Origin of the sequence: Acinetobacter bereziniae LMG 1003 = CIP 70.12, from assembly GCF_000368925.1 — a bacterium.
GTDB lineage: Bacteria > Pseudomonadota > Gammaproteobacteria > Pseudomonadales > Moraxellaceae > Acinetobacter > Acinetobacter bereziniae.
The window spans coordinates 117,455-130,137 of sequence record NZ_KB849754.1 but is presented as its reverse complement, the minus strand read 5'-3'; the positions used below and the strand labels follow the sequence as shown (position 1 = coordinate 130,137).

Annotated in this window: 14 protein-coding genes; 9 read left to right on the top strand and 5 right to left on the bottom strand. The window is 36.9% G+C overall.

Going from position 1 to position 12,683, the window contains the following annotated elements; all coding sequences use genetic code 11:
* Window positions 1-147: 147 nt before the first annotated feature.
* Window positions 148-408 carry a hypothetical protein gene (locus tag F938_RS23435; protein ID WP_010591040.1) on the top strand — a complete coding sequence of 87 codons (261 nt, stop codon included), beginning with the start codon at window positions 148-150 and terminating at the stop codon, window positions 406-408.
* On the opposite strand, the gene F938_RS00685 is transcribed toward F938_RS23435, so the two are convergent.
* Window positions 403-1,242 carry a hypothetical protein gene (locus F938_RS00685; RefSeq protein ID WP_010591041.1) on the bottom strand — a complete coding sequence of 280 codons (840 nt, stop codon included), beginning with the start codon at window positions 1,240-1,242 and terminating at the stop codon, window positions 403-405. The genes F938_RS23435 and F938_RS00685 overlap by 6 nt on opposite strands.
* Before the next feature lie 201 nt (window positions 1,243-1,443).
* Between F938_RS00685 and F938_RS00680 the strand changes: the two genes are divergently transcribed.
* Together F938_RS00680 and F938_RS00675 are read left to right on the top strand one after the other, a co-directional pair.
* Window positions 1,444-2,094, top strand: coding sequence for a hypothetical protein (locus tag F938_RS00680; RefSeq protein ID WP_005028512.1), 651 nt, complete (start codon window positions 1,444-1,446; stop codon window positions 2,092-2,094).
* A complete protein-coding gene (locus F938_RS00675; protein WP_005028510.1) occupies window positions 2,070-2,861 on the top strand; it encodes a TraX family protein in 792 nt (263 codons plus the stop codon). The genes F938_RS00680 and F938_RS00675 overlap by 25 nt, the downstream gene beginning before the upstream one ends.
* Window positions 2,862-2,929: 68 nt before the next feature.
* Here F938_RS00675 and F938_RS00670 read toward each other — a convergent pair whose 3' ends face one another.
* From F938_RS00670 to F938_RS00655, 4 genes are all read right to left on the bottom strand, one after another.
* A complete protein-coding gene (locus F938_RS00670) occupies window positions 2,930-3,676 on the bottom strand; it encodes a hypothetical protein (RefSeq protein ID WP_005028508.1) in 747 nt (248 codons plus the stop codon).
* A 118-nt stretch (window positions 3,677-3,794) separates the two neighbouring features.
* Complete coding sequence (locus F938_RS00665; protein WP_005006125.1) at window positions 3,795-4,535, bottom strand: hypothetical protein; 741 nt, start codon at window positions 4,533-4,535, stop codon at window positions 3,795-3,797.
* A gap of 34 nt (window positions 4,536-4,569) precedes the next feature.
* Window positions 4,570-5,109 (bottom strand): hypothetical protein, encoded by a 540-nt coding sequence (locus tag F938_RS00660; protein WP_010591043.1) that lies wholly within the window; start codon window positions 5,107-5,109, stop codon window positions 4,570-4,572.
* 80 nt (window positions 5,110-5,189) lie between these two features.
* Window positions 5,190-5,612 carry a hypothetical protein gene (locus F938_RS00655; protein ID WP_005028504.1) on the bottom strand — a complete coding sequence of 141 codons (423 nt, stop codon included), beginning with the start codon at window positions 5,610-5,612 and terminating at the stop codon, window positions 5,190-5,192.
* 59 nt (window positions 5,613-5,671) lie between these two features.
* Between F938_RS00655 and F938_RS00650 the strand changes: the two genes are divergently transcribed.
* The 6 genes from F938_RS00650 to F938_RS00625 all read left to right on the top strand — a co-directional run bounded on the left by F938_RS00650 (window position 5,672) and on the right by F938_RS00625 (window position 12,660).
* On the top strand, window positions 5,672-6,478 hold the full coding sequence (locus tag F938_RS00650) for a hypothetical protein (RefSeq protein WP_005028502.1): 807 nt from the start codon (window positions 5,672-5,674) through the stop codon (window positions 6,476-6,478).
* A 1-nt stretch (window position 6,479) separates the two neighbouring features.
* Complete coding sequence (locus F938_RS00645; protein ID WP_005028500.1) at window positions 6,480-7,343, top strand: lytic transglycosylase domain-containing protein; 864 nt, start codon at window positions 6,480-6,482, stop codon at window positions 7,341-7,343.
* Between the two features lie 85 nt (window positions 7,344-7,428).
* Window positions 7,429-7,935: a thermonuclease family protein gene (locus F938_RS00640; RefSeq protein ID WP_005006141.1), complete on the top strand. Its 507-nt coding sequence runs from the start codon at window positions 7,429-7,431 to the stop codon at window positions 7,933-7,935.
* A gap of 5 nt (window positions 7,936-7,940) precedes the next feature.
* The gene (locus tag F938_RS00635) at window positions 7,941-8,249 is read left to right on the top strand and encodes a hypothetical protein (protein WP_005006143.1); all 309 of its coding nucleotides are present in this window, start codon (window positions 7,941-7,943) and stop codon (window positions 8,247-8,249) included.
* 172 nt (window positions 8,250-8,421) lie between these two features.
* A complete protein-coding gene (locus F938_RS00630) occupies window positions 8,422-9,957 on the top strand; it encodes a site-specific DNA-methyltransferase (protein ID WP_005028498.1) in 1,536 nt (511 codons plus the stop codon).
* A 15-nt stretch (window positions 9,958-9,972) separates the two neighbouring features.
* Window positions 9,973-12,660: a DEAD/DEAH box helicase gene (locus F938_RS00625; RefSeq protein ID WP_005028496.1), complete on the top strand. Its 2,688-nt coding sequence runs from the start codon at window positions 9,973-9,975 to the stop codon at window positions 12,658-12,660.
* Window positions 12,661-12,683: the final 23 nt, after the last annotated feature.

Here is a 12,683-nt window from a genome sequence, read left to right as displayed (position 1 = left end):
GCCTGGTTTTAACGGAAAGGGCTATACAACGAATGTTGTCAAGCGCACGTATATACTTTAGAGCAAGCTCAGGTAGCATGGGATAACGCACGGTCCATAGATCAACCGATCGCCGTGCACCACGTTCGCAAACATATTGTATGAAAGGTGGACTATCAATATATTCCCTCGATCTCACAAATAGATGATCCTTATATCAAGTATGTGGCGCTTGAAAAGGATAATTTAGGTTTATTCTGCGATGGAAATGACGTCTTTTGGTTAGACTTTGCCACGGGCAAAACCAGTACAGATTTTTCTTCTGCTACAAAACTTCGGTATGGCCAGGCCCTTTCGTTAAAAGATCGCTATATTCTTCTTCCTTTTGATATAGCCGATGCACATAAACGACCATGGTGCTATTTATGAATATTGAAATGCTTTTGTGTATGTCCAACTTAAATTGACCAACAAATTAGGTTCTTTATCCAAAGCGAATAGATCTGAATAAACATTAAAGTTTTTACCCAAAAATGCATTGTGTAAGAAGTGAATAAGGTCTAGATCCACGTAGTTAACCGTAGACACAATCTTTAAGTATTCAGACAAAGCTTTAAACATCGGTGTTAGCTCTGCGATGGCACGGCTAAACCGCTGTTCTGATTTATGCTCTCTATATTTTTCAAAGCCATTTTTCAAAATCCTTTTGAGCTCTGCATCATCAAATGGAATATTTGAATAAAACTCACCAGTACTAAGATCTCCAAAATTAGACATAAAGTTATCAATCACGGGGAATTTACGTTCTAGAGATAAGCGCTGCGTTGATCTGATCAATTTAATGAATGAATAGAAAAACGGTAAGAAGCGTCTGTAGTAATCATAAATAACCTCTGCAAGCTTACGATCGCGAACATCAGCATTGATGGCTACACATTTAGGATATTGCGTAACAAAAATGGGTTTCTGCAGATAAATGGTAAGGTCCTTAAACACCTCAACACCATTTAGGCGATTAGATTTAAGAAATGACCAATCTACCAAGTCATAATCAACTGCACGAATCTCTCTTAGATTTAATTCATCAAACTTAAAGTTGAGTAGGCGTAGGTAATCTACAAAATTAGCCAAGTACCATGGCTGAGTTTTATTGATGTTGTATTCAGGATGACTATCAATGTCCAAGTGATTTAATAAATTGGTCCACGACTTGTCAATTCCAGCCAAATTAACTTTTTTGTCTATTCGATCAGGGGTAAGCATAGTAATCCCAATTGTATATACTAATTCGTAAGAAATTAGATACATTGTATCAATAATTCCTAGAATAAATATTCTTTTAAATTTTTTATCAATTCTAATTCGCCACACAACAAAAATGCTTATTTACTGAGCTAAAAACTTATATCCAATTAATTAAAACCCTATATAATTATTTTAATACTCTAATTCGAGTGAGTTGTTATGATTAGTGATCCAATCGAAATCGCAAAATTAAAACAAAGCATCTTAGATTTAAGAAACAATATTTTTCCTCCACAAAACCTTTTAACGGTTGATGGATTACCAATTTATTATGGTGAGAAAAAGTTTGTTGATGAATATCTTGCACAATGGATGGACTTTTATCAAAAAGCATTAGAACTTTCTAGTCCTTTTGGTGATCCTATTGATTTGTCCGAAATAAATGAAATTCATTTGCCTGTGCATTTTAATTTGCCCGTGTTTGCTCGTAATGTCACTCGCATGATTTTAAATAAAACACTGGCCAAGGAATCTATTACTTTTCGTTCAAGTGCAGATCTGTTTGAGAAGTGCGGATACTTCAATCGTGAATATACGGATTTAATTTATGAGTACTTTGATCGTGATGAAGATAACGTATTGGTCGGGCATCGACCGTATAACGATATTCGTGCGTACTTGTTTTATGCCGGCGATGAAGAGCGTCATCGCACGAGATTTTATAACTCTGGCCTGGTGCTCGGTTATCCCGAAGGTTGGAATAGCATTGAGATCTTAGATAATCGTAACAACACCCGAAAACAGCGTAGTGATGCTTATACAAACCCTTTAGCGAAAAATAACACATGGTTCATCTACAAGAAGCTGTAATTAGCCAAAGCGCCGTGCGAGATCGCAATAGAGCCTTGGATCTATTGAAGTGGATTGCGATTGTGACCATGGTTATTGACCACGCATCAATATTATTTCCTCAATATAATCTGTTGTTGAGGACGATTGGCCGTTGTGCTTTTCCTATTTTTTGTATCATGCTTGCATTCAATTTGAACCAAGCTATTCCTAAAAAGAAAACCCATACATTAAAAAACTATTTTAAAAATTTGGCGTTGTTTTGTGTGCTATCAGAAGTACCGTATCAACTATTCAACCAAGAGCCATTTACAACACTGAACGTCATGCCTACGTTGCTTTTAGGATTTTTGCTTGTTGTATTGGGGGAATCTAAACATAAATATGCAACGCTGCAGTTTGTCTCTCTGTTAGTCGTGACCACATTGCTATCTAATTTTATTATGTATAGCGTGTGGGGCGTTTTATTAATTGTATTCCTGTATTTATTCTTTAAAACAACCAACGTTCGTTCTAAGAAATACTTTTTAATGATCAGCGTCTTGCTCACTTCATTGGCCAACATTTTCAACTGGTTGATTGGTGGCTACTATACGGATATGACTACATATTCTTTGGCATTCTCATTTGCTGTCAGTAGCGCCATTGCAACGTATATTGGTGCACAATTCCTACTGAAAGGACAGCACATGAATATACCTTTTGAATTACCGCCAGTGGGGAAGTGGGCGTACTGGTTCTATCCAGTACATCTCGTAATCATTTGGATTCTTTTTAAATTTGCATAATAAATTTAGGCTCAAAAAAAGCACCAAAGTATTTATGACTAAGGTGCTTTTTTATTGCTTAATCAGCGTTATTCGCTAGATCCAGCATCTAAACCGAATGAGCTAATTTCTTGCTGTCTTTCTTGCTCAGCTGCTTGTTCTGGTAATGCTTGTGGAGTAGGTGCACCAGCTTGGTTATTTTGTTGATCATATTGATTCAGCAATTGCTTTAATGCTTCAGGATCTTGAGCAATTTGATTCGCAATTTCTAATGTTGGGTCCTGTTGTTTTTTACCAGCAACATAACCAAAAATAGCCAAACCAATGAAAGCAGCGAAGAAAGTGGCAAGTACGATCAGTACAAACTTACCAATAATGCTACCTTTGAAGCGTTCAAACCAAGTTTCATCTTCATAGTGGTAAGGTTGGTTAATGTTTTGGCAACCATCACTAAATGCATCCATCCACGCATTACGAACCAATTGTTTAATTTGTTCTGTTTGCGGTAAATGACCTTTTTTAACCACGTTTACTTTGATTTTTGGCTCTGCTAATACAAAACGTTTTTCTTCACCATTACCTAGTGTATTAACGAGCTCTACGGTACCAGAACAAGTGAAATAACGACCAACATCATTGTTTTCTAAAGTATCAAAACCACTGATTTGTATTGTTAACTCTTTAAGATCGGCATTCGGGATTTTTATATTTTTAGGTTGACGATTCAAATCTTCAGAATCCGTATCAACTGAGATTGTTAAAAGGTCATTGTTACTAAAAATTGAAACAAGAGGGTCGTGAGATAGAATGTCTTTTTGCTTCTTAATTAAACTCACAATGTATCACCAGTTAAAATAGAAATTAAAAGTATTATATTTTAAAAAAGGGTTTTAGTGATAGTTTATTTTATGTTTAACGTAAAAAAAGCCACTTTTAAGAAAGTGGCTTTTAGGTTTAAGGGAGATAGTTATTATTTATAAAATATTCCTTTTTAATTCTCTTAATCTCCATGCCTTTGTCTAAAAGCAATTTAAACTCATTAAAATCATCACGCATAAGCTTATGAACCTTTAATGATTTTTGACTCTTAGCTTTGATGGCACTGTTGTATTGTACTGCAGCAACCAGATCGTAATGCTTATTTAGATCCAAACCATAAAGTGATGTTAATTTTTCAGAAATATAATCAAATATAACGGTCAAACAGATGACCTTATTGTTAGTGTTAGTCAGTATCTCTTCTGGAAATTCATTATTTCCCGAAGCTGCACTGGCTAAACGTGCCCATTCTGTCATGGGTAGGGAACCATCTTCACCAATCACGTTGATTAAGTTGTTTAAAAAGATAAAGCGGTGATTAAAAAACTTCACTTTGCTTTTTTGCAAAATTCTAAATGTATAAACGTTTGCCCAATACACAACATAGTTTTTAATCTTTAGACCATTGATTGAGTCTTGCGTTAATAAATCTTCATTGGTGATGCCATGATATTGAGTTGCTTCTTCAGTGACTTGTTTTTTTGGCTTCCAGTAGCTCTCTTCAGCATTATAAAGATACTGAACCTGTTCTATTGATGATGTGCGGCACTTTTTAATACGCGTCAAAATAGACGACTTAATAATGTCAGGCACATCAACTGGATTCTTGACTTTGGCGGTAAATTCCAGTGTGAGAAAACATAATGGTGCTGGCATAGCTTGGCCTTTCTAATATCCCTTAATTTATAACTTAAAACGTTCTATTTTCTGAATTGATATTCGCGAAATAAGGAACTAATTGCTTTTCTCGGTCATGAATGTATGCAGTTGATGACATATCCAATACCGCACCTGGTACATAAGTTAGGTTTAGATTGATATTTTCACCGTTACCATCGATCAAGACGCCATTAAACCGCGCTTTGTCTGAATCTCCTTTTACAAATAGCTGTTGGCCAACATAACCGGACAAGCTATTGATATAGAGGTTTTTCATTTTTTCCGAAGATTGCAAAGCATTTATATAGAGAAGATCCATAATTTTTTCTTCTCCATTTTGATTTCTAATTTTTACTGTTTTTGGACCAACAACATCCACAATTGTAGCAATCCATAAGTCATGATGTTCAACTTCCCAACCATTGTAGCGACTTTCAATCCAATCGGGGCTTAAGAGTCTTGGCTTAAAGGGGTAGGAGTAGATTTTGAATATTAAGATCGAAACCACAATTATGATTGGCAAGCCAAAACATATTTTTATTTTATGTTTCTTAAAAGCACTGTTAAACATAACCGTATATACCAAAAAATTTAAAATCATTTTAACTTAAAATAATAAGTTTGTATTGGTTAAAACCATTGATATATCAATTATTCATCACTGTTATAGGTATAGCCATCATCACTACTGCGATCTTTACCTACTAATAATGCTTCAATACGCTTAGCTTCAGCTATTGTTCTGAGTGCATTTTCCTTTTTTTCTTGTCGTTCTGTATGTTTACGAATCGCTTCAAGAACCTCAGGAGATAAGGCGTTTTCAGGTTGTTGTTCTTGGGCTTCAGGCTCGGAAGCACTTGCTTCTTCAGCCTTTATAGGTTGGTCTTTTTTCTTAGGATCTACCAAGTCATAAAACACAAGTTCTTTTGATTCACTCGTTGCCGATTCGTCTAAAAACTTCTGTTCTTGACCTTTTAATGGATCTTGTTCATTTGGAGTATTAGAGTTATTACAGGCACTTAAAAGGGTGGAAATTAAAATAACCGTTGCGAAAATAAAAAGGGTTTTAGACACGTTGAAAATCCTTTAATATAATAACGTATTCTACATAATAAAAGTCCGTAGGTAAAAGTATGTCTTCAGATAAAAATAGTTCTGATAGTGCTACACAAAAGGTAAATATTACCAATGAGGTTTTAGATGAAGCTGCCATTAAACAGGCAATTGAAGCTAGTCAACCCCGTAAATCAGGTATTTTAAAGCGAGTCTTTTTTGATTTCGGGCGTAAAACCCACTGGAGTTCAGCTAGAAAAGGGTTTTTACCGCATTTATCTAATATTAGATCAATGCTGTCTCCAACATGCCCCGAATGCGGTAAATCGATTTTAATGCATGACAACAGGATTCCACGTTCTTATAAAGGCAACGTGAATTGGGTATGTGCACACCCTTTATGTGAATATGAAATTGTCGCACCTAACAATTTTAAACAACTGAAAAGACTCATTGCTAATACTCACTACCCAAGAGGGCAAGAACGTTTAGCTTCAATGAGTAATGATGAAATAGACAAGCTTGTTAAAAACCATCAGTTTTCGTCTTATTTGTATTTAGCATTATCTATGTTTACAGGCTTGTACGTAGTTTATATGTTCTTTAAAGCGCTATATCCAATGCTTGTTGTACCAGGTGTATTATTGGTGTTTTATCTATACATGGTTAGCATCAATTCAGCTTATCGTGCGTGGCAAGTCCGTACTGGTCTTTTATTTTTACCGAATGCGCCATTCTTGGCATGGTTCCGCTATGCGCCAAAAAAATATAGCTTATCGTGGTATGACGGCAAAAACCCATTGCCAGTTGAAACACTGAATAAGTTAGCTGACCGTAAACAGCACCTAATCGACAATTTCAACAACAACGATAAAGGTGCTGATTAATATGCTGTTAAAACCAACGCTATTTGCGACTCTATTAGGATCAAGCGTTGCTTATGCTCAATTGCCTCAAAGTTCTGAGGCTCTAGGTGCATATGCAAACCATGTCAATTCTAATGGATCAAGTACACCATATCGACCATTTCAGGTCATGACCAACACTCAGCAAGAAACGGCGCCAGCAAAGCCAAGAGGATTTACGAGTCGTTACTTGGGCGTGAAGTACACACCGCAAAAAACTGAAGAAACTCCGACTAGCACTGAGCGCACGGCAGTTGCACAAAATGGACCACAACCTAGTGGCCAGCAAGCACCAGCACCACAACAACAACCCGTTCGCCAGAATATCCGTCCTGTTTCTTATACCTATCCAACTACGCAATACAATCAATACAACCAAGCGAGTGTATCTTACGATCAAACCGTACCGGGTAGAGTCGCTACTTTGAGTTGTGTTATTCATGCTGCGCGGTCAGAAGGTGTTCCGCTGTATGTTTTATTGGGTATACATAGCAAAGAGCGTGGTACCAATGGACAAACAGCGCAAAACAAAAACCGTTCATTGGATATGGGGCAATTCCAAATCAATTCCATGCACTTTAAACGTGGCGGTATGTTTGAAAATTATAACAGCCATTATGTGCGTACTGATGGATGTCTGAATGCGCGACTTGCAGCCAAGATCTTGCGAAATCGATTAACCACAAAACCGTCAACCGATTTTTGGGTTAGAGCAGCTGCTTACCACTCATGGACGCCATCTTTTAATGCGATATATCGCAATGGCACGGCGAAACAACCTGGTTTAGTTGCGTATGCACTTCAATGGAAAAAATGGCTTGAGAGAAAGGGGATAAATCCTAACTAATCAGCTGAATATATTTTTTAAGAAAAAAATTGCAGTTACGTAATGCGATACAATTTACCTATTCTTTACCCACTAAGGATTCAAAATGAACCTTAATACAACTTTAAAAAGTTTAGCTTTAACCTTATCCATGTCTGTTGTTGCTACTGCAGCTCAAGCCGATTTTGTTGGCAAAGTTGTACGTATTTCTGACGGCGACACTATCACCGTTTTAAACAACAACAATGAGCAGATCCGTGTTCGCTTCAACCAGATTGATGCACCAGAAAAAAGTCAAGCTTTTGGTCAGAAATCGCGTCAGAACATCAGTTTCTTGCATGAAACGATTGTGTATGTGCAAGAAAATAGTAAGGACCGCTACGGTCGTACTCTTGGTACCATTTTTCAGATGCGTACAAACCAAGTGCCCAACTTAAACATCGTGAATAGTGTTAACTATAAGCAAGTTAAAGATGGCTATGCATGGGCTTATCGTGAATATCTCAAAGATAAAATTATTTTGAGTGCTGAAAGCAACGCACGTTCTCAACGCCTTGGTTTATGGGCTGATCCAAACCCTGTTTATCCAAGCCAGTACCGTCACAATAAGTAATATTGATGAACGGTGAATTAAATACCGCTAAAGCCGTAGCGGTATTAAATAAATATCTACTGCAACAACAATGTGGTAATCGTATGGAACTGCAGTTTTTCAGTGAAGAACTGCAAGCTCAGATTGAAGCTCTCAGCTTGGCTTCTGTACGAAATGAGTTGGTTACTCAGTTGGCAAATTTGGGAAAATGTCTTTGTGATGAAAAGTTGGTGAATTGTTCAGCCAACGCAAACTACTCAGAAGTGGCAATAGATTTCCTTGAAATGCACTTAGAGTCGCTGGAAGGGCGACAGTTCAAAGAAGGTTTTATATGACATCTATTGTCATATCCACGGAATCCAATTAATCACCAGATCAGAACGAACCACTAAGCAATTAGTGGTTTTTTAATGGGTTAAATTAAATATTTTCATCATTCTTATAGATATAAAATAAATAAATAGTTGATAATAGGCTATTAACTTTAAACCTATAATTGTGATTTTTATGCCTTTACTCGATTGGGTTAATCGTAACCAAGCCGAAGAAACAGCAAGCCAAGTTCCATTCCATCTCTTAAAATTCCAGAAAACATTTGGTGATACCGATACAGCCAAAGAAAACCTTATTATTCAGGGTGATAATCTACAAATCTTAAAATCTTTACTACCTTTATATGGCGGTAAGGTTAAATGTGTTTTTATTGATCCACCGTATAACACTCAATCAGCTTTTGAGCACTATGATGATAAATTAGAACACGCTCAATGGCTTACAATGATGTATCCACGTTTGCAATTACTAAAAGAGCTTTTAACTGAAGATGGTTCTATTTGGATTACTCTTGATGATAACGAATCACATTATTTAAAGGTCATGTGTGACGAAATCTTTGGAAGAAAAAACTTTGTAGCAAACATCGTATGGCAAAAAAGATATTCGAGAGAAAACCGTGAAGCTATTGGAGATGCTCACGACCACTTGCTTGTATATGCTAAAAACTCAATGGAGTTTAAAAAAGTTCGTAATCTAGTTCCTATGAATGAAACGCAAGCAAAAGTATATAAAAACCCAAATAATGATCCTAAAGGCAGATGGCGTGGTATTCCAATGACAGCGCAAGCTGGACATGCTACACCAGAGCAATTTTATGAAATTGTGAGCCCATCAGGTAAACCTTTCAGACCTCCAGAGGGAAGGTGTTGGGGTGTTTCAAGAGCAACATATGATAGATTGTTAGAAGAAGGGCGAATATATTTTGGAAAAAATGGTGATTCACAACCTAATATTATTAGATACTTATCTGAAGTTAAAGGTGTAGTGCCTTGGACTTGGTGGAACCATGAAGATCATGGACATACCGATGAGGCAAAAAAAGAAAGTCAACTTTTGTATGGAAAAGATGAAACATTCTCTAGCCCAAAACCTGAAAGATTGATAGAAAAAATACTCTATATTGCGACAAATAAAGGGGATATGGTTCTTGATTCATTTTTAGGTTCAGCGACTACCGCTGCTGTGGCTCACAAAATGGAAAGACACTACATTGGTATCGAAATGGGTGATCATGCTCAAACTCACGTTATCCCACGTTTAGAAAAAGTCATTGAAGGTGAGCAAGGTGGCATATCTAAATCCGTGGAGTGGCAAGGTGGTGGAGGTTTTAGTTTTTATAAACTAGGCAACGCCGTTTTTGATGATCAGGGATTTTTAAATTCTGATGTTAAGTTTATGGACCTAGCTAGTTATATTTGGTGGCTCGAAACTAAATCAGCATTCAATAGTGCTTTAAGCCTTGAGAATCCATTCTTAGGTGTTCATGACGGCGTATCTTATTTCTTACTATATAACGGCATTTTAGGTGATAGACGGCCTAATAGTGGGAATGTACTCACACATTCTATATTAAACTTCCTCAATGATTGCCATACCAGTGAGGGTAAGCGTGTGATTATTGGTGAAGCATCACGACTAGGTAAAACCAAATTAGATGAATTAAATATTGAGTTTAAACAGATTCCATATTCGTTATATGGCAATTAATAAGTAAGGTTCCTCATGACTTTTCAGTTAAAAAACTATCAAAGCCAGTCTTTACAATCTTTAGAGAACTACCTAACTTTAGCTGCCTCATTAGGTGCTGAAAAAGCTTTTAATAAGTGTGTCGGTGAAGACATTAAATATAATGATCGCTTAGATGGAATTCCTAGTGTATGTCTACGCGTACCAACTGGAGGGGGTAAAACCGTACTTGCTTCACATAGTATTGCGATTGCTGCGCGTAACTACGTAAATACAGATTCTCCAATTGTACTATGGCTTGTACCAACAGATATGATTCGCCAACAAACACTTTTGGCGTTATCTGATGCTACACATCCATATAGAAAAGCATTACAAGGGTATTACGGCGATCGCGTCAAAGTATGTGACATTGAAAGTCTACAAACTTTGAACAAGCATGATGTGAATCAATCATGCATTGTGATTGTGACAACGATTCAAGCGTTCAATATCGACAAGGAAAAGACTTATCAACGCAATGCTTATGCATTTGATGAATCATTAAGTGAACATTTTACGAGCCTTACTGACTTCCAAACTGAAGGCATGGATCGAGTATCAGAAGATACTTTGAAATATCAAACATTTCTAACGCAACGTGATATAGGCCGTGTAAAGCATTCCTTGGTTAACTTTTTTCATTTACATAGACCGATCATCATTGTCGATGAAGCTCATAAGAACCGGGGTGGTAAAACGTTTTTTACTACATTAAAAACGTTGAATCCAAGTTGTTTGATTGAGCTTACAGCTACTCCAAAAGACAATAATGTGCTTTATTCAGTATCGGCAGCAGAATTAAAATCAGAAGAGATGATTAAACTTCCTGTAGTTCTGACTGAACATACTGGTAGTTGGCAAGATTGTATTCGCGATGCGCTAATACAACGCCAGAAACTAGAAGTACTGGCACAAAATGAAAGGGAATATATCCGACCAATATTGCTGATACAAGCTCAGGATAAAAATGGTGATGCTAATGTAAATGTTGTTAAAGAATATTTATTAAGTGAATATGAAAATATTACTAACGACTGGATTGCTATTTCTACTGGTGGTACCAAAGAGCTTGAAGATGAAAATCTATTTAGCCCTAAAAGCAAAGTCAAGATTGTAATCACTGTAGAGGCATTAAAGGAAGGTTGGGATTGTTCTTTTGCATACGTGTTAGCAAGTTTGCAAAACATAAATTCTGCAACTGATGTTGAGCAATTATTAGGTCGTGTTTTACGGATGCCATACGCTAAACTGCGTCAAAATGACGAGTTAAATAAAGCGTATGCTCATGTCATTTCGAGTTCTATTGCACAAGCTACGATGTTACTTAAAGATCGCATGATTCAAAATATGGGGTTTGAGAAGTGGGAGGCTGATGCAACAATTGTCGCTAAACCTCAGTACAATCTTGGGCTTGGAGGCGATGGTACAGCAACGAAACAAAAGATCCCTGAAACTATGATCTCTGTTCCGTTTGAAGTAAAGCCAGAAACCCTATCCGAAGAACTAAAGCAAGCAATTCAGACAAGAGAAAATAGCCAAGGTACCTCTTTGATTATCAATAAAGGTACGACTAATGAAACTTTTGATAAGATTGAAAAGGCCGTAATTGATCAGACTCCGCCTAAACAACTTGAAAAGGTTCAGGAAGTCTTTAATGAAGCTCGTGCTGAACGCCAGGCATATCAAGCACCTGAAAACTGGAATGCTTCTTTCGCATCAATTCCACAACTAGGTTTGTTCGTGGATGGTATGTGGCAAATTGCAGATAAGGAGACAATAGAAGACTCTATAGAATGGAATCTATTAGATTTCCCTGTACAACTTGAAGGTTTTTCTATCAAAGAAACCGTCAATAGTTTTGAGATTGATCTTAATATAGATGAACAAAAACTCAATTATGCGTTACTTCAGAATCAACAAGCTCAATTTTCTAATATGCCGACTCTGGTTACTGAAACCGATCTTATTAATTGGCTTGATCGCAAAGTAAGTAGACAAGGGGTAACGCAAGTTCAGCTAAGAGCATATTTAACAAAACTGTTAAGTTATTTGCTTCACGTAAAAAACTTTACTCTTACACAATTACATCGTGCTCAGTTCCAACTATCCCTAGCCATCACAAAAGAATTGGATCGGTTATTTGAGTTGGCGCGTCAACAGGCTTTCCAAGGCGATTTGTTTAGTCAATTCCAAGTGGCCAATCAGCCTCAACCTGAAAATACATTTAAGTTTGAACCAGGCAAGTATCCTGTAAAGAAACCTTATCGTGGTGGATGCAAGTTTGAAAAACACTTCTATGCTCAAATTGACGACCTAAGAGAAAAAACTGAAGGTGGTAGCCTTTCGGAAGAGTTTCGATGTGCTCAACTACTTGAATGGCACTCTCGAGTAAAATATTGGGTCCGAAATATACCGAAACAGCCACAAACATCATTTTGGTTGCCTACTGGTAAGGACTATTTTTATCCAGACTTTGTTGCTGAGTTGGATGATGGATCTATATTCGTTCTTGAGTATAAAGGTAGTCACTTAGATAGTGCCGATGATGCGAGAGTTAAAGATGCTATTGGTAGACAGTGGGCTAAAGATAGCCAGGGTAAGCGTATTTTTCTTATGGCGACAAAACTAGATAAAAACGGACGTAGTTTGGAAGATCAAATTAACCATGCTTTAGCAAAATAGATATATACCCACTAAAAAAGCCC

Coding starts and splice junctions, on each gene's coding strand:
- F938_RS00625 (WP_005028496.1), top strand. CDS start 9,973: ATGACTTTTCAGTTAAAAAACTATCAAAGCCAGTCTTTACAATCTTTA.
- F938_RS00685 (WP_010591041.1), bottom strand. CDS start 1,242: ATGCTTACCCCTGATCGAATAGACAAAAAAGTTAATTTGGCTGGAATT.
- F938_RS00680 (WP_005028512.1), top strand. CDS start 1,444: ATGATTAGTGATCCAATCGAAATCGCAAAATTAAAACAAAGCATCTTA.
- F938_RS00640 (WP_005006141.1), top strand. CDS start 7,429: ATGAACCTTAATACAACTTTAAAAAGTTTAGCTTTAACCTTATCCATG.
- F938_RS00650 (WP_005028502.1), top strand. CDS start 5,672: ATGTCTTCAGATAAAAATAGTTCTGATAGTGCTACACAAAAGGTAAAT.
- F938_RS00665 (WP_005006125.1), bottom strand. CDS start 4,535: ATGCCAGCACCATTATGTTTTCTCACACTGGAATTTACCGCCAAAGTC.
- F938_RS00630 (WP_005028498.1), top strand. CDS start 8,422: ATGCCTTTACTCGATTGGGTTAATCGTAACCAAGCCGAAGAAACAGCA.
- F938_RS00675 (WP_005028510.1), top strand. CDS start 2,070: ATGGTTCATCTACAAGAAGCTGTAATTAGCCAAAGCGCCGTGCGAGAT.
- F938_RS00645 (WP_005028500.1), top strand. CDS start 6,480: ATGCTGTTAAAACCAACGCTATTTGCGACTCTATTAGGATCAAGCGTT.
- F938_RS00660 (WP_010591043.1), bottom strand. CDS start 5,109: ATGTTTAACAGTGCTTTTAAGAAACATAAAATAAAAATATGTTTTGGC.
- F938_RS00635 (WP_005006143.1), top strand. CDS start 7,941: ATGAACGGTGAATTAAATACCGCTAAAGCCGTAGCGGTATTAAATAAA.